This is a genomic window from Pseudotenacibaculum sp. MALMAid0570 (assembly GCF_040151415.1).
Lineage (GTDB): Bacteria > Bacteroidota > Bacteroidia > Flavobacteriales > Flavobacteriaceae > Polaribacter.
Map to the genome: position 1 here is coordinate 371,343 of NZ_JBDKWF010000049.1, position 15,258 is coordinate 386,600.

19 protein-coding genes are annotated in these 15,258 nt (G+C 33.4%); 15 read left to right on the top strand and 4 right to left on the bottom strand.

The window, feature by feature from the left end:
- Positions 1-6 precede the first annotated feature (6 nt).
- Positions 7-879, top strand: a complete 873-nt coding sequence (locus AAON49_RS12070) for a DMT family transporter (RefSeq protein ID WP_349554912.1) — start codon at positions 7-9, stop codon at positions 877-879.
- A 53-nt stretch (positions 880-932) separates the two neighbouring features.
- On the opposite strand, the gene AAON49_RS12075 is transcribed toward AAON49_RS12070, so the two are convergent.
- Both AAON49_RS12075 and AAON49_RS12080 read right to left on the bottom strand, forming a co-directional pair.
- A complete protein-coding gene (locus tag AAON49_RS12075) occupies positions 933-2,981 on the bottom strand; it encodes a M16 family metallopeptidase (protein WP_349554914.1) in 2,049 nt (682 codons plus the stop codon).
- A gap of 26 nt (positions 2,982-3,007) precedes the next feature.
- Positions 3,008-4,327 carry a M16 family metallopeptidase gene (locus tag AAON49_RS12080; RefSeq protein WP_349554916.1) on the bottom strand — a complete coding sequence of 440 codons (1,320 nt, stop codon included), beginning with the start codon at positions 4,325-4,327 and terminating at the stop codon, positions 3,008-3,010.
- A 267-nt stretch (positions 4,328-4,594) separates the two neighbouring features.
- Here AAON49_RS12080 and rplU point away from each other — a divergent pair, with 267 nt between their 5' ends.
- The 13 genes from rplU to AAON49_RS12145 all read left to right on the top strand — a co-directional run bounded on the left by rplU (position 4,595) and on the right by AAON49_RS12145 (position 14,181).
- Positions 4,595-5,158 carry a 50S ribosomal protein L21 gene (gene rplU, locus AAON49_RS12085; protein ID WP_349554918.1) on the top strand — a complete coding sequence of 188 codons (564 nt, stop codon included), beginning with the start codon at positions 4,595-4,597 and terminating at the stop codon, positions 5,156-5,158.
- 27 nt (positions 5,159-5,185) lie between these two features.
- On the top strand, positions 5,186-5,446 hold the full coding sequence (gene rpmA, locus AAON49_RS12090) for a 50S ribosomal protein L27 (RefSeq protein ID WP_349554920.1): 261 nt from the start codon (positions 5,186-5,188) through the stop codon (positions 5,444-5,446).
- A 77-nt stretch (positions 5,447-5,523) separates the two neighbouring features.
- Positions 5,524-6,777 carry a 3-deoxy-D-manno-octulosonic acid transferase gene (locus AAON49_RS12095; RefSeq protein ID WP_349554922.1) on the top strand — a complete coding sequence of 418 codons (1,254 nt, stop codon included), beginning with the start codon at positions 5,524-5,526 and terminating at the stop codon, positions 6,775-6,777.
- Complete coding sequence (locus AAON49_RS12100; RefSeq protein ID WP_349554924.1) at positions 6,777-7,334, top strand: YeeE/YedE family protein; 558 nt, start codon at positions 6,777-6,779, stop codon at positions 7,332-7,334. The genes AAON49_RS12095 and AAON49_RS12100 overlap by 1 nt, the downstream gene beginning before the upstream one ends.
- Positions 7,335-7,337: 3 nt before the next feature.
- Entirely contained in the window at positions 7,338-7,751 is a 414-nt protein-coding gene (locus tag AAON49_RS12105; RefSeq protein WP_349554926.1) for a DUF6691 family protein, read from the top strand.
- Between the two features lies 1 nt (position 7,752).
- Positions 7,753-8,184, top strand: a complete 432-nt coding sequence (locus AAON49_RS12110) for a hypothetical protein (RefSeq protein WP_349554928.1) — start codon at positions 7,753-7,755, stop codon at positions 8,182-8,184.
- Entirely contained in the window at positions 8,165-9,160 is a 996-nt protein-coding gene (moaA, locus tag AAON49_RS12115; RefSeq protein ID WP_349554930.1) for a GTP 3',8-cyclase MoaA, read from the top strand. Before AAON49_RS12110 ends, moaA begins: the two co-directional genes overlap by 20 nt.
- Before the next feature lie 27 nt (positions 9,161-9,187).
- Positions 9,188-10,423, top strand: coding sequence for a molybdopterin molybdotransferase MoeA (locus AAON49_RS12120; RefSeq protein ID WP_349554932.1), 1,236 nt, complete (start codon positions 9,188-9,190; stop codon positions 10,421-10,423).
- 14 nt (positions 10,424-10,437) lie between these two features.
- Entirely contained in the window at positions 10,438-11,043 is a 606-nt protein-coding gene (locus tag AAON49_RS12125; protein ID WP_349554934.1) for a hypothetical protein, read from the top strand.
- A gap of 32 nt (positions 11,044-11,075) precedes the next feature.
- Complete coding sequence (gene moaC / locus AAON49_RS12130; protein ID WP_349554936.1) at positions 11,076-11,549, top strand: cyclic pyranopterin monophosphate synthase MoaC; 474 nt, start codon at positions 11,076-11,078, stop codon at positions 11,547-11,549.
- Entirely contained in the window at positions 11,542-12,669 is a 1,128-nt protein-coding gene (gene mobA / locus AAON49_RS12135) for a molybdenum cofactor guanylyltransferase (protein ID WP_349554938.1), read from the top strand. Before moaC ends, mobA begins: the two co-directional genes overlap by 8 nt.
- An 11-nt stretch (positions 12,670-12,680) precedes the next feature.
- Positions 12,681-13,754: a ThiF family adenylyltransferase gene (locus tag AAON49_RS12140; RefSeq protein WP_349554940.1), complete on the top strand. Its 1,074-nt coding sequence runs from the start codon at positions 12,681-12,683 to the stop codon at positions 13,752-13,754.
- Position 13,755: 1 nt separating this feature from the next.
- Positions 13,756-14,181, top strand: coding sequence for a c-type cytochrome (locus tag AAON49_RS12145; RefSeq protein ID WP_349554942.1), 426 nt, complete (start codon positions 13,756-13,758; stop codon positions 14,179-14,181).
- Here AAON49_RS12145 and AAON49_RS12150 read toward each other — a convergent pair.
- Positions 14,178-14,600 carry a molybdenum cofactor biosynthesis protein MoaE gene (locus AAON49_RS12150; protein ID WP_349554944.1) on the bottom strand — a complete coding sequence of 141 codons (423 nt, stop codon included), beginning with the start codon at positions 14,598-14,600 and terminating at the stop codon, positions 14,178-14,180. The genes AAON49_RS12145 and AAON49_RS12150 overlap by 4 nt on opposite strands.
- 118 nt (positions 14,601-14,718) lie before the next feature.
- Between AAON49_RS12150 and AAON49_RS12155 the strand changes: the two genes are divergently transcribed.
- A complete protein-coding gene (locus AAON49_RS12155) occupies positions 14,719-14,994 on the top strand; it encodes a DUF3817 domain-containing protein (protein WP_349554946.1) in 276 nt (91 codons plus the stop codon).
- Here the strand turns inward: AAON49_RS12155 and AAON49_RS12160 are convergent.
- Entirely contained in the window at positions 14,991-15,233 is a 243-nt protein-coding gene (locus AAON49_RS12160) for a MoaD/ThiS family protein (protein WP_349554948.1), read from the bottom strand. The genes AAON49_RS12155 and AAON49_RS12160 overlap by 4 nt on opposite strands.
- Positions 15,234-15,258: the final 25 nt, after the last annotated feature.

A 15,258-nucleotide genomic window follows, 5' to 3' on the forward strand; every position in this document is an offset into this window, starting at 1 on the left:
TCAACTATGAGTAACCAACAAAGAAAATGGCTCTATCTAATTGTCCTAGCAATTGTTTGGGGGAGTTCATTTATCTTAATTAAAAAATCTTTATTAGGATTAACCCCTATTCAGATTGGATCGTTAAGAATGCTTATAACAGCAGTCTTTTTATTGCTTATAGGATTTAAGAGCTTAAAGTTAATTCAAAAGAAACATTGGAAGTATATTTTATACACCGCCCTTTTAGGAACTTTTTTCCCTTCCTTTTTATTTGCTTATGCAATTACTAGAATAGATAGTTCAATTTCTGCGATATTAAATTCTCTAACACCATTTAACACTTTTATTGTGGGCGCAATTGTTTTTGGATTCGCCTTTAAGCGAAAGCAATTATTTGGAATTTTAATAGGGTTGGTTGGAACAACAATTCTTATTTTAAAAGGAGCACATTTAAATCCAGATCAGAATTATTGGTATGCTTCTTTGGTAATTATTTCTTCTGTTGGATATGCGTTTAATGTGAATATTGTAAAAAAGTATTTAAACGACCTTAGCGCTTTAGCTATTACAACAGGAAATTTTTTGTTGTTAATTATTCCGGCATTGTTAGTGTTATTTTTCACAGATTTTCATGTAGATTTTGAATGGAATGATGAATCTATGTCGGCGCTAGGGTATATTACCTTATTATCTGTTATTGGAACCGGAATTGCCAAAGTAATGTTCAATCGATTGGTACAAATCTCTACACCTGTTTTTTCAGCCTCTGTAACATATTTGATTCCAATAGTAGCTGTTATTTGGGGAATTGTTGATGGCGAGCAGCTTAGTTTTCTTCAATTGTTGGGAGGAGCTATTATTATGTTTGGAGTTTATATGGTGAATAAAGCCAAATAAAAAAGAGCCAAGACATAAAATCTTGACTCTTTTGTATATGATCAACTAAAAAATTACTCGAAATCTTTCTCAGTAACTCCTTCGTTTATTTTTACTTCTTTTAGTTCAAAGTTAAGAGTAAATCTTCCCATTCCTTGATCGAATTTATGTGGAATTAAAATCCCATTCACTTCTTTATAATCAGAATAATCAGAAGGGACTTTAACTTCTCCTTGAGGTCCTTTAACTGTTCTTGTTGATTTCAATTTCAAACCAGTTTTTACGCTATAAAAAATCTCTACATCTTTATATTTAATGATGTACACATTCTCTCCATCAATAGATTCTATTCTGTCTAACTTTCCTTTTTTGTAAGCCATATCTTCAAATGGGAGCATTTTTGCTTTCGCATTTTCTAACTCTTCACCAGCTAAATCTTGTTTTCTTCCTTGTTGAACAGCATATCCTGTTTCTCCATTAAAAACTTGCTTTTGGAAAACCTGACCTCCAAAAGTAATCACATTAGATTCTTTGTTAGGTCCCATGATTTTTCTAGTCAGCTCTAATTCGTTTCCTTGAATAGTAGCTTTGTAGACAAACATCATTGTTTTTACAGCATCTACTTTTTCTTTACCACCAATAGCAGCTACATAGTTGTCTATTACCTTAGAAGCTGTTAATCCAGCAGGGATTGGTAAGCTCATTTCTGGCTTTTCAGTTGAGTTTCCATACTTGTCAAAATACTTGATGTTGTAGTTTGGATTTTTCTCTAGGTTCTTTAAAACATCAATAGCTTTTCCAGTAATTACAATTCTAGCTTTATCACCTCTGAAATACTTGATAGCAGCATTTTGAAGATCATCTATAGTAACTGCATTTATTTTTGCTAAATATGTTTCGTAGAAATTATCAGGCAGATTGTAAATTTCTTTTTCAAGAGCATAAGTAGCAGCAGAAGCTGGTCTTTGCGCATTAATTACAAAACTTCCAATATATTGTTCTTTAGCATCTTTTAATTCTTTTTCAGTTACTTTTTTGTAACGAATTGTGTTGATCTCTTTCATTAACTCAACAACAGAACTATCAGTTACCATATTTCTTACACTAGCAGTAGCGGAAAATCTTCCTACATATCTATTTTGAGAAATACTAGAATAAGAACCATAAGTATACGCTTTATCTTCTCTTAAATTTTGGAATAATCTTGCAGTTCCTCCACCACCAAGAATTTGATTTGCTAGTAAGGCAGCAAAATAGTCATCGTCACCTAAGGTTAAATCTACAGTGTTGATTACAGCTATCTCAGATTGAACAGCATTCGGCATATTTATAAAGTTGATTTCAGTGGTTTCAACATTTTTCACCTCAGGCATGGTGTAAGAAGGGATAGTACCTTTGTTCCAATCTCCAAATAATTTTTTGACCATCTTTTTGGTCTTCTTTGGATTGATATCTCCAATAATGATTAAATAGGCATTGTTTGGTCTGTAATAAGTATTGTACTCTTTTTTTACATCTTCTAAAGTAATGTTGTTTACACTTTCTTTAGAGATAAATTCTCCAAAAGGATGATTCTTACCATAAGTAAGAACTCTTTCTACTCTACGAGCGGCTCCGGTAACACTTTTTTCTCCAGACTTGATATTATCTAAAGTAACTTTCACTTCTTTGTCAAATTCCTCTTGAGAAAACACAGAGTTTTTAACACCGTCAGCCATCAAACCTAAAATTTCAGGAAAGTATTTAATCAAAGATGAAGCTGAAGCGCCGCCACTTGAAAAGGACACATTGGCTCCTAAAAAGTCGATTTTCTCATTAAAATCGTCTTTAGAAATATTAGCTGTTCCTCTTCCTAGAAGGCTTCCCATCATTGATGTTACTCCTGCTTTATCTCCTTCCAATCTTGGATAATTATCTATGGTCAAGCTAGCAGAAGCTCTTGGTAATTTGTGGTTTTCTACCATAATCACCGTCAAACCATTCTTTAGTTTAAATTTTTCAGCCTTTCCTAGTTTTACCTTAGGAGCAGGTCCAGGTTTTGGCATTTTTGATCGATCAATTTGAGCATTAACAGCAAAAGACATTGCTAAAATGGCTATGATTGATAAAATTTTTGTTTTCATAATTCTATATCTTTAAGTCTTTTGTGTTATTTCTTTTGTGATTCTGGTAAATATTCTAAAACCAACCTTTGATTAGGATTTAAATATTTCTTAGCAATCTCCCTAATTTCTTCTCTGGTAATAGATCTGTAAATATCAATTTCAGTATTAATCAAATTCGTATCACCATACAAAACATTATATCTAGCCAAAGAGTTTGCAATTCCTTGTACGCTAGAGTTAGAGCTAACAAATCTGTTTTCAAACTGATTTTGTAATTTTTGATAGTCCTTTTCTGAAATTAAATCTGTTTGGATTTTAACGATTTCAGCATCCATTTCTTTTAGAAGGTCCTGAACTTTGTTACTTCCTTGTGGAAGAGCAAACAAAGCGTAAGTTCCATAATCTTCTTGGCTTAAATTAACTGCTTGTACAGCCAATGCTTTCTTTTGTTGATCTACCAACTTTTTATACAAAACAGAACTTCTACCACCGCTTAAATAAGTAGAAATCATATCTAAAACTCTAGAATCTCTAGTTTTCATAGAAGGAGTCCTATAGGCAGCTACAATTGCAGGGATCTGAATATTTGGATCGTAAGCTTTAGCAGTAATCGTTTTAGTGATAGGATCTTCTTTAGGGAAGTTTCTCTCGATATCTTTTCCTCTTGGGATAGGGCCAAAATAATCTTTGATTAACTTTTTTGTTGACTTCACATCAAAATCACCAGCAACAACTAATGTAGCATTGTTAGGAATGTAGAATTTTTTGTTAAAAGCCAAAAACTCTTCTAAAGTTGCAGCATCTAAGTGCTCCATCTTTCCAATAGTAGTTCCTTTATAAGGATGCTTTTTAAACATATGAACCTTAACGTTCTCTAATAATCTAGAATATGGCTGATTGTCTACACGTAATCTTTTCTCTTCCTTTACTACTTCGTTTTGAGTATCTACACCTTCTTGTTTGATAATAGGGTGTAATAACCTTTCTGATTCCATCCACAAACCGAGTTCTAATTTGTTAGAAGGAAAAACTTCATAATAGTAAGTTCTATCATCGGTAGTATTGGCATTGTTGTTTCCTCCATTAGATGAAACAATTTTAAACCACTCACCTTTCCCAATATTCTTTGTTCCTTCAAACAAAAGATGCTCAAAAAAGTGAGCCATTCCAGTTCTGTTAGGCTGCTCATCTTTAGCTCCTACATGATACATAACAGAGGTAATTACTACTGGAGCAGAATTATCTTGATGCAAAATAACATGCATCCCATTGTCTAAGTCATATTCTTCAAACTCAACTTTTTGTGCAGATGAAGAAAATGCTAATAAAAACACTGAAGTCAGTGTTAAAATACTTCTTTTCATTGATTATAGTTTAATTTTATAAAGACAGTTAGTTTGACGAACCTTTGTTAGTTTCGTTACAAGAAAAGGTAGAGGCGTAAAACTATTTCTCAAAAATAAGAAGTATTTGTATATAATATTAATGAATTAGCGGTTTTTCTTTTGTTTAAAACCTTGTTTTTTTGAGAAGTAAGTCTTGTGGTCTTTTAAAAAAAGATTATATTTGCACCCGCATTTTCGGTATCGAAGATGCAAATAGTAAGTAAAAAGCTAATATAAACATAGACTATGTACGCAATTGTAGAGATAGCAGGGCAACAGTTTAAAGTAGCAAAAGACCAAAAAGTTTACGTTCACCGTTTACAAGAAAAAGAAGGTTCTAAAGTAACTTTCGATAAAGTAATGCTTGTAGAAGATAAAGGGAATGTAACAGTTGGCGCCCCAGCTATAGAAGGAGCCGCAGTAACGGCCAAGATTTTAGGTCACTTAAAAGGTGACAAAGTAATCGTTTTCAAAAAGAAAAGAAGAAAAGGTTACAAAAAGAAAAATGGACACCGTCAGTATTTAAGCGAAATTCAAATTGAAAGTATCGCTGCATCTGGTGCCAAGAAAACAACAGCTAAAAAAGCCGCCGCTCCTAAAAAGGAAGCGAAGGCTGTAGAAGCTCCAAAAGCTGCTCCTAAGAAAGAAGCAAAAGCTGCTGAAGCTCCAAAAGCTGAGGTAAAAGAAACAGCATCTAACGATTTAAGTTCTATGACTGTTGCACAATTAAAAGCTTTAGCTAAAGATAAAGGTATCAAAGGATATACTTCTTTAAAGAAAGCAGAATTAATTGAAGCATTAAGCAAATAAGAATTTCAATTTTAAAACCATAAGATCATGGCACATAAAAAAGGAGTTGGTAGTTCGAAGAACGGTAGAGAATCAGAATCGAAACGACTAGGAGTTAAAATTTTTGGAGGACAAGCTGCAATCGCAGGAAACATTATTGTTCGTCAAAGAGGTACTCAACATTACCCAGGTGAAAATGTTTACATGGGAAAAGATCACACATTACACGCGCAAGTGGATGGTGTTGTTGAGTTCAGAAAGAAAAGAGATAATAAATCTTATGTTTCTATAGTTCCTTTCGAGGCTTAAGAAACTAAGAATGATATAGAAAACGCCCAAACATTGTTTGGGCGTTTTTTTATGCGCTATTTTGTACATTTACACAGATGAATCCATTATATAACTTTACGGCTCACATTACCTTTTTCATCCTTAAAGTTTATGGGCTTTTTAATGGAAAAATAAAACTGTTCATTCAAGGAAGAAAAGAAACCTTTGAGAAACTATCTATTTTAAAGAAAGAAGACAGTGTTATTTGGTTTCATGCAGCTTCATTGGGAGAGTTTGAACAAGCAAGACCTATCATAGAAGAGGTAAAGAAAAAGTATGCAAATCATAAAATTGTAGTTACATTCTTTTCTCCATCAGGATATGAAATTCAAAAGAATTATAACCTTGCTGATATAATTTGTTATTTGCCTTTTGATACCAAAGGGAGAGTTAGGAAATTTATTAAAATGGTGCATCCAGAAATGGCAATTATTGTTAAATATGAATTTTGGCCAAACCTATTAAATGAATTAAATAATCAGAACATTACAACCATATTGGTGTCAGGAATCTTTAGAAAAGATCAACCTTTTTTTAAAAAATCTGGCAAATGGATGAAAAAATCACTCTCTGCATTTCATCACTTTTTTGTGCAAAACCAATTGTCAAAAGAACTCCTAGAATCAATTGGTTATTCAAATACAACTGTTTGCGGAGACACTCGCCTAGATAGAGTGGGTAGAATTTTAGAGCAAGACAATTCTGTTGATGTTATTCAAGAATTTAAAAACAATCAATATACAATAGTAGCTGGAAGTACTTGGAAAGAAGATGAAGAGCTGCTAGTAAATTATATCAATCAGACTAATGATCAAAAATTGATTATTGCTCCACACACAATGGAAGAAAAAGCAATTCAAGAATTGAAAAATTCAATTCAGAAAAGAACAATTTTATACTCTGAAATACCCTTTATAATAACCAATGCGAAAGAACAATTAAAAGAGTACGAAGTTTTTATTATAGATACGATTGGCCTACTTACTAAAATTTATTCTTATGCAGATGTTGCATATGTAGGAGGTGCTTTTAAAACAGGATTACACAATATTTTGGAGCCAGCTACATTTGGAATTCCTGTAGTAATAGGTCCAGAATATGACAAGTTTAACGAAGCTGTTGATTTAGTTCGGCTAAAAGGTTGTATTTCTGTATCAAACCAGCAAGAATTTTCAGAGGTCTTTGATCAGCTAAAAGAGGATACCAACTTTAGAAAAAACACAGGAAAGATTAATCAAAAATATATTCAAGATAATAAAGGAGCTACGAAAGAAATTATGAACTATATCAATACAAAAATAAACAACTAATGGAAGTAATAACACAACCTTGGCCATGGTATGTTGCAGGACCTGCAATTGCTTTTGTGCTATTTTTATTGTTCTATTTTGGAAAAGCCTTTGGGGTGTCTACCAATTTAGAAACCATCTGTACTATTGGTGGTGCAGGAAGAATTTCGGATCATTTTAAAACCGACTGGAAAGCGAGAACTTGGAGCTTGATTTTTGTTGTTGGAATTATAATCGGAGGGTTCATTTCTAGTCAGTATTTAATGACTTCACAAGCTATTGACTTAAACCCGCAAACTGTTCAAGACCTAGCTGAGTTAGGTTTCGCAAACGCTGGAAATGAATACTTACCCGCTGAAATTTTCAGTACCGATAATTTATTGTCTTTAAAAGGAATTGGAATTTTAGTAGCTGCAGGATTATTTATTGGTTTTGGAACACGATATGCTGGAGGGTGTACTTCAGGACATGCAATTACCGGTTTAAGTAGCTTGCAATTACCATCGCTTGTGGCAACAATTGGATTTTTTGCTGGAGGGTTATTAATGACATGGTTTTTATTTCCTTTAATCTTTTAAGCTATGAAATACATTAAGTTTTTAATTATCGGAATCGTATTTGGAATCATTTTGAGTAAGTCAGAAGTAGTTTCTTGGTACAGAATTTATGAAATGTTCAAGTTTCAATCATTCCATATGTATGGAGTTATTGGGTCAGCTGTTGGGATTGGCGTTATTTTAATGCAATTCTTCAAAAGAGGCATTATAAAAGATTTTCAAGGAAACCCAATCAAAGTAAAAGAAAAGAAAAAAGGATTTATTAGAACTTTTATTGGAGGAAGTATTTTTGGATTAGGTTGGGCCTTAGTTGGCGCTTGCCCAGGTCCTATATTTGTATTGATTGGGCACGGAGCAGTAGCAATTTTAATTGTGTTAGCAGCAGCCGTTTTAGGAGCATTTATATACGGATTATTAGCAAAAAAATTACCAAGCTAGATTGGAAAAACATGAGCGATATACCGATGAAGTTTTCGAGCAGAAATTTAGAGATTGCAAATTTCCACCGCTCTATTTTTCTCATGAAGCCCATTTGCGTTTGGCCTATATCCATCTCAAGAAATATGGATTAGATCAATCCATTCAGAATATGTGTCAACAGATTTATGATTTTGCAATCAAATACGGAGCAACCATGAAGTTTAACGCTACTGTAACATATGCTTCTTTGCAAATCATGTATCATTATATGCAAGAAGGGAAAAGCGAGAACTTTTCAGATTTGATGAAAGAATTTCCTCACTTGTTACAAGATTTTAAAACAGAAATAAAAATATATTATAGTTGGGATGTGTTTCGGTCACCAGAAGCAAAGGCAAAAATTCACAATCCAGATTTGAAACCATTTGCACATGCAGCAACAATTGATTGATAATTTTGGACGACAAATAAGCTACGTCCGTTTAGCGGTTACAGACCGCTGTAACTTGCGCTGTCAATATTGCATGCCAGCACATGGAATTGAAATTGCGCCAAGAGAAAGCCTGTTAACTTATAAAGAAATGTATCGTATTGTTCGTGTGTTAACAGAGTTAGGAGTTAACAAAGTTCGTCTAACAGGAGGAGAGCCATTTGTAAGAAAGAAGTTTATTGAGTTTTTAGAAATGTTGTCGTTTAACGATTTGTTAGAAACTATTAATATTACGACCAATGGCGCGATGATTGCAAAGCACATTCCAGTATTGGAAAGTATGGAGAAAGTGCAAAACATCAATTTGAGTATTGATAGTTTGCAAAAAGAAAAGTTTCATCAAATTACAAGAAGGGACGTTTTCCCAGAAGTTTATGAAACATTCGAGCTCTTGGAAAAAAGCAGCCTCAATTTAAAACTGAATGTAGTTGTACAAGCAGGGTTTAATACCGATGAAATTGTAGATTTTGTAGCACTTACCAAAAACAAAAATGTAGCAGTTCGATTTATTGAAGAAATGCCATTTAACGGAAAAGGACAACGAGAGATTCAAGAGAATTGGAATTACGCAAAGATTTTAGAAGAGATACAAACTCAGTTTGAAGTCGAGCCTATCGTTTCTGAAAAATCATCAACTTCCAGAAATTTTAAGGTTGATGGACATCTAGGAAGTGTGGGTATTATTCCTGCATTTACAAGAACCATTTGTGGTGACTGTAATCGCATTCGAGTAACTCCTACCGGAACATTTAAAAACTGCTTGTTTGATGATGGAGTCTTCAACCTTCGTGACTTTTTGCGAAAAGGAGCAAGCAATGAAGACCTAAAAGATTTGTTTTTGTCTTTGGTAAAAGAAAAGCCAGAAAATGGTTTTGTTGCAGAAGCAAACCGAACACAAGGAAATGTTTCAGAAAGTATGTCTACCATTGGTGGTTAACCATCTCAAATAAATAAACAAAAGTTGATGATTTCAACAGAACAAGCCTTACAAATCATTTTAGACAACGCCCAAGATTTTGGTGTGGAAGAAGTTCCTTTTTTAGAATCTGTAGGAAGAGTACTCAAAGAAGATATTGTTGCCGATAGAGATTTCCCTCCTTTCAATCGCGTTGCCATGGACGGAATTGCCATCAATCACCGTTATTTTGAATACGGAGTTCGCGATTTTAAAATCGAAGGAATTCAACCAGCTGGAAGTCCGCAAGAAATTATGGACAATGCTGCCAATTGTTATGAAGTAATGACTGGTGCTGTTTTGCCGGAAAATACAGATACCGTGATTCGCTATGAAGATGTAAAGATTGATACTTTAATGGCTACTGTACAATTAGAAGCGCTTGAAAAAGGCAAAAACATTCATACAAGAGGGAAAGATAGAAACGAAGGAGATGTTTTAATTCCTAAAAATAAAATAATCACAGCCGCAGAAATTGGTGTAATTGCCACCGTGGGGAAATCCACAGTACAAGTGGCTAAAACACCTAAAGTAATGATTGTTTCTACGGGTGACGAATTGGTAGAAGTAAGCGAAAGTCCAGAAGCACATCAAATTCGTAGAAGTAATGCTTTTACCTTAGTTTCATTACTAGAAAAACTTCATATCAAAGCGGAGACCGCTCATATTACAGATGATAAAGAACAACTAAAATCAAAGATAGCTGGCTATTTGAAAGAATATGATGCTTTATTATTTAGCGGTGCTGTAAGTAAAGGGAAATTCGATTTTCTTCCTGAGGTTCTAGAAGAATTAGGAGTTGAAAAGTTATTTCATCGTGTAGCACAACGTCCAGGAAAACCTTTCTGGTTTGGACGCTCAGCACCTTCAAATATGAGTGAGCGAGATGCAGAACAAGACAAGCAAAACAATACGCCTGTTTTCGCATTTCCAGGGAATCCAGTTTCAACTTATGTGAATTGTTTGGCGTATTTTTATCCATGGTTTGCAAAATCGACAGGATATGAAATGAAAGAAGAAATAGTAATTTTAGGAGAAGATGTTGTGTTTAAACCTGAATTGACCTATTTCTTACAGGTAAAAATCGAGATCAAGTACGGTCATTTAGTAGCCATTCCTGTGAAAGGAAACGGCTCTGGAGATTTGGCAAGTTTGGTAGAAGCCGATGGTTTTATTCAATTGCCTCAAGGTCAAACTGAGTTCAAAAAGGGAAATACCTGTTCATTTTTTAGATATAGAAATTAAATTTTTTCCAAAAAATGACTTCTGAAAAAGATAAGACGAAACAGCAAATATTATCTCACTTAGATAAAATTTTCAAGGTTGAGAAAAATCAGAACAGGTATTTTAATTTGAATGATTATTCTAGAGGATTGCATGGGAAATATTTGAAAATAACATCAGTAAGGAAGATTTTGGATTTTCCAAGAGAAACCTTTCATATTTTTTACCAAGATTCACATGAAATTGAAGTTAATGGAACTGTGCCAGGCTACTCAGATATAAAAACAGATTTAATTACTTATCACGATGCTGTCTTAATAAAGTTTGACTCTTTTCTTCCTGATTTAACCATAAGACCTAATAATATAAATGAAAAAGTTGCTAACTTATTTCTAAGATTTGATATTAAATTAAAAAATAGAAAAAGATTTAACAATCTATACGTTTTAGAATCTAATACTAATTCTGAGAAACTTGAAAGGCTGTTGTCAGTTGCAATAACAGATGAATTAATATTATATAATAATTTGAATATTGATTTTAAAAACCAAAGTATTCTACTAAGATTTGATGAAGAAGTTAATAAAGAGAATTCAACTAGTTTGATTAAACTAGCTAAGCTTATTCAATCAGAATTCTAACAAATCTTATTAATTTAGCTAAAAACTAATAGATGAGTTTTTCACACATCAATAAAAAGAACCAACCTAAAATGGTGGATGTTTCTGGAAAAGAAATGACCAAAAGAACTGCAATTGCAAAAGCGAGTATGTTCTTAGGAAAAGAAGTGATTTCTCATTTTGGGAATGAAGAATTAACAACAAAAAAAGGGCCTGTATTTCAAACAGCTATTATAGCAGGAATTCAAGCAGTGAAGAAGACATCAGAAATCATCCCAATGTGTCATCCGTTATTAATCAACGGTGTGGATATAGACATTGTTATTGTAGACAAAGAATATATAGAGGTCTTGTGTAAGGTTACTATTGAAGGGAAGACTGGAGTAGAAATGGAAGCCTTAACTGGAGCGTCAGCTGCTTGTTTAACTATTTATGATATGTGTAAATCCATTTCGCAGCAAATGGTGATCAAAGAAGTAAAATTGTTGGAAAAAACAGGAGGGAAATCGGATATTAAGAATGGCTAAAAAACATCAAAAACATACCAACTTAACGAGAAGAAAGAATGGAAATTTTGCGCCGAATGAAGTATCTATCTTAGGGGCTAAATGCAGCATTATTTCTGATTTGGTTCATCAAGTATCACAAAGGCTATCACAATATAAACTTGCCTATTTTGATGCTTCTCATGCAAAAGATGTCGAAGCAAATCGACTTTCAGATTTTACATTTCACCATGAAGGAAATCTAAGCATCACAACTTCTGGGCCAATAAATGAGTACGCTCAACGCATTCAATTTTCACAGTTTGATTATGTGTTTATCAACGGAAACCATTATGCTGGGGAACAACAAATAGTTTTGTTAGATCCAGAAAAAGAAGCCTCAATCAACAAACGAATCAATCAGATTTCTGATGTACAATTCTTTGTAAAATTGACAGAAGATATTGAGCCTTTTGAGTCTTTACAAGAAAAGTTTTCCAATTGTAAAGAGATTCCAATCTATGGAATTGATGAGGAAGAAAAAATTATTGAACACGTTTCGAAACTTCTTTCTAAAACAATTCCTTCTATCAAAGGATTGGTTTTAACAGGAGGAAAAAGCACTCGAATGGGAAGAGATAAATCTCAGTTAGAATATTATGGACAACCTCAAAAAGAATTTGTAAAAGACTTACTAGAAAATCAAGGTTTTGAAACATTCTATTCGGTTAGAAATGTCACTTCGAGCGCAGTCGAGAAGTCTCAATTGATTAGTGAAATTCCCGACACCTTTTTCAATTTAGGTCCGTTTGGAGGCATTTGTTCAGCATTTCAAAAAGATCCAAATTCTGCATGGTTTGTGTTAGCTACAGATTTACCATTTGTAAATAAAGATTTGATTCAACTTTTATTAGAAAAAAGGAATCCAGCAAAAGTTGCTACCGCTGTCAAAGGAAAAGGGAAACAATTTCCTGAACCCTTAATTACCATCTATGAGCCAAAGGCTTATCCAATTTTATTGCAATATTTAGCGCAAGGATATTCGTGTCCACGTAAAATGCTAATCAATTCCGATGTGGAGATTGTAGAGGTAGAGGATGATTTAATTCGAAACGTAAATACACCAGAAGAATACGAAGCCGTAAAAAAAGAACTTGTATAAATTCAATTTCGATGTCGAACATCAATCCATCAGACTTATTCAAACGTCAAATAACTTTATCAGAGATTGGTGAAGTTGGACAACAAAAACTACAAAATGCGAAAGTTTTGGTAGTAGGTTGTGGAGGTTTGGGAAGTCCGATTGCTGTCTATTTGGCTTCCAGCGGTATTGGGAAAATTCATTTGATAGATTTTGACAAAGTAGATGTCACCAACCTGCATCGTCAAGTGTACTATTCATTAGAGGATGTAGGGAAATACAAATCGGAAGCATTAGCGAAGTTTATTCAACTGAGAGCTCCATATACAGAAGTTTCTTTTTCGACAGAAGCACTCACAAAGACCAAAGTTCTTGATATAATTTCTGAGTATGATATTATTGTTGATGGAACGGACAGTTTACCAACTAAGTACCTTTTGAACGATGCAAGCATTTTACAAGGAAAACCTCTAGTGTATGGTTCTTTGTATAAGTTTGATGGATATGTAAGCAGCTTTAATTTAGGAGAGAATTCTGCGAACTTACGAGACGCTTTCCCAGTAATGAATACCGATGTTCCGAATTGTGAAGAAGCTGGAATCCTGAATGCCATTGTAGGAATGATAGCCATGGCACAAGTAAATGAAGTATTAAAGATTGTAACAGGAGTTGGAAAGCCTTTGCGCAACGAATTATTGATTTATAACGTGTTGCAAAACTCTCAGTTGAAAATGAAATTGCAATCTAAAATTTCTAAAGAAGAGATTGCAACTATTTTTAAAAAGGAAACGTATTATGATACTTCCTGTAATGTGCAAAATCTAAATTGGTTGATTTCCTCTGAAGAATTAAAACAAAAATTGTCACTTCCTGCAGAGTCGAGAAATCTAGAGTTAATTGCGGTCTTACCAAATTTACAATTGCCTTTTGAAGTTGATCAAACTATTCCTCTTTCAGAAATAAAAACCCTAGAAGTTGACTCAAACAAAACCTATGTGATGATCTGTCAACGAGGAATTACTAGTTATAAAGCAGCAGAGCAATTAAAAGAAAAATATTCTGAAACAACTATCTTGAGTTTAGATGGAGGAATATTATCATACTAGAATGGAATCACAAAAAAGATTACGATGGTTAAGACTTCTATCATATGGTATGGCAGTTGTAATGATTATTGTTCTTTTTAATTATGACTATTTTTTGAAATTAAATTCATCTCAATCCGATTTAGTTCCTGTATGTGGTGTTGTGGATGTAGTAGAAGATGAAAAAGCAAAAGAAGGAAGAAAATTATTTAAAATTTTGTGTGCTTCTTGTCATAGAGAAAAATCAGAACCAAATCTATTAAGAAACATAAATGATAGATACCCACAAAACTACTTGGTTAACTTTATTACTAAAGAAGATTCATTATTAAAAGCTAAAAATGAAGATGCAATCCAAATCAATAAAGAATACCATAATTCTCAGATGGATCATAATTTTGAGTTAACTAAAAAACAGGTTTTTAAAATTCTTTATTATTTAGACTAAGGATGCGCATTCACCCAAACTTCTCCATCAGAAAAATGTTCTTTTTTCCAGATAGGAACCGTTTCTTTTAAGGTGTCAATAGCAAACTGACAAGCAGCAAATGCAGCTTTTCTATGTGGCGCAGAAACGGTAATAATTACAGGAACATTTCCTATTTGCAATAAACCCTCAGCATGATGAATAGCAATTTTTTTGATCTCAAATTTCTCCAAAGCTAGATTGGCAATCTTTTGCATTTCTTTAATCGCCATAGGTTTATACGTAGAAAAATCAAGTTTAGTAACCTCTTTGTTTTGGGTGCTATTTCGCACAGTTCCTACAAACACAGCAATTCCTCCACAAGTGTCATCAGTTACGAAAGTATAACATTCGTTTAAGTCTAATTTTTCGGCAGTAATTTTTATAGAAGTATTGCTCATTACATTACAAAAATAGGCAATTGAGCCGTATCTTTGCAGTCAAATTTATGTTACCTCGAGCGCAATCGAGAGGTCTTTGGTCTCGACTGCGCTCAACATGACAATTTTAAATCTATTTATGAAAACTTTTTTCAGAATTATTAGCTTTTTAGAAGGAACTTCTTACTTGCTTTTATTGTTTGTAGCCACACCCATCAAATATTTACAAGACGATCCTCAATATGTAAAACTATTAGGAATGCCACATGGGTTATTGTTTGTGGCTTATATTGTAATTGCCTATTTAATTAAAGATCAAATGCAGTGGAAAGGCAAAACTTTTGGAATTGTTTTGCTGGCATCTATCATTCCTTTCGGAACTTTTTACGTGGATAAAAAATACTTGAGAGATTAACCTCCGCTTACAGGAGGAATGATAGCAACAACATCGTTTTCCTTTAGCTGAGTATGATCATTTGCATAGCTTTCATTTACAGCAATAGCATAAGAATTCAATTCAGACATTTGAGGAAACTTGTCTTGAAGCGTTTTTTTAAGTTCTAATACAGATTTGTTTTCAGAGAATTCTATATCTAATGAATTCGCTCCAACCAAATCTGTTGAAATTCCAAAAAGAAGTACCTTCAATTTCATGAAATCAAAGATACTTCTTTTCTGG

Excerpts from the sequence above, each read along its gene's own strand:
- AAON49_RS12075 (WP_349554914.1), bottom strand. The coding sequence starts at position 2,981 with ATGAAAACAAAAATTTTATCAATCATAGCCATTTTAGCAATGTCTTTT.
- AAON49_RS12160 (WP_349554948.1), bottom strand. The coding sequence starts at position 15,233 with ATGAAATTGAAGGTACTTCTTTTTGGAATTTCAACAGATTTGGTTGGA.
- AAON49_RS12095 (WP_349554922.1), top strand. The coding sequence starts at position 5,524 with ATGAATCCATTATATAACTTTACGGCTCACATTACCTTTTTCATCCTT.
- mobA (WP_349554938.1), top strand. The coding sequence starts at position 11,542 with ATGGCTAAAAAACATCAAAAACATACCAACTTAACGAGAAGAAAGAAT.
- AAON49_RS12105 (WP_349554926.1), top strand. The coding sequence starts at position 7,338 with ATGAAATACATTAAGTTTTTAATTATCGGAATCGTATTTGGAATCATT.
- moaA (WP_349554930.1), top strand. The coding sequence starts at position 8,165 with ATGCAGCAACAATTGATTGATAATTTTGGACGACAAATAAGCTACGTC.
- AAON49_RS12080 (WP_349554916.1), bottom strand. The coding sequence starts at position 4,327 with ATGAAAAGAAGTATTTTAACACTGACTTCAGTGTTTTTATTAGCATTT.
- AAON49_RS12100 (WP_349554924.1), top strand. The coding sequence starts at position 6,777 with ATGGAAGTAATAACACAACCTTGGCCATGGTATGTTGCAGGACCTGCA.
- moaC (WP_349554936.1), top strand. The coding sequence starts at position 11,076 with ATGAGTTTTTCACACATCAATAAAAAGAACCAACCTAAAATGGTGGAT.
- AAON49_RS12145 (WP_349554942.1), top strand. The coding sequence starts at position 13,756 with ATGGAATCACAAAAAAGATTACGATGGTTAAGACTTCTATCATATGGT.
- AAON49_RS12140 (WP_349554940.1), top strand. The coding sequence starts at position 12,681 with ATGTCGAACATCAATCCATCAGACTTATTCAAACGTCAAATAACTTTA.
- AAON49_RS12070 (WP_349554912.1), top strand. The coding sequence starts at position 7 with ATGAGTAACCAACAAAGAAAATGGCTCTATCTAATTGTCCTAGCAATT.
- rpmA (WP_349554920.1), top strand. The coding sequence starts at position 5,186 with ATGGCACATAAAAAAGGAGTTGGTAGTTCGAAGAACGGTAGAGAATCA.
- AAON49_RS12125 (WP_349554934.1), top strand. The coding sequence starts at position 10,438 with ATGACTTCTGAAAAAGATAAGACGAAACAGCAAATATTATCTCACTTA.
- AAON49_RS12120 (WP_349554932.1), top strand. The coding sequence starts at position 9,188 with ATGATTTCAACAGAACAAGCCTTACAAATCATTTTAGACAACGCCCAA.
- AAON49_RS12150 (WP_349554944.1), bottom strand. The coding sequence starts at position 14,600 with ATGAGCAATACTTCTATAAAAATTACTGCCGAAAAATTAGACTTAAAC.
- AAON49_RS12155 (WP_349554946.1), top strand. The coding sequence starts at position 14,719 with ATGAAAACTTTTTTCAGAATTATTAGCTTTTTAGAAGGAACTTCTTAC.
- rplU (WP_349554918.1), top strand. The coding sequence starts at position 4,595 with ATGTACGCAATTGTAGAGATAGCAGGGCAACAGTTTAAAGTAGCAAAA.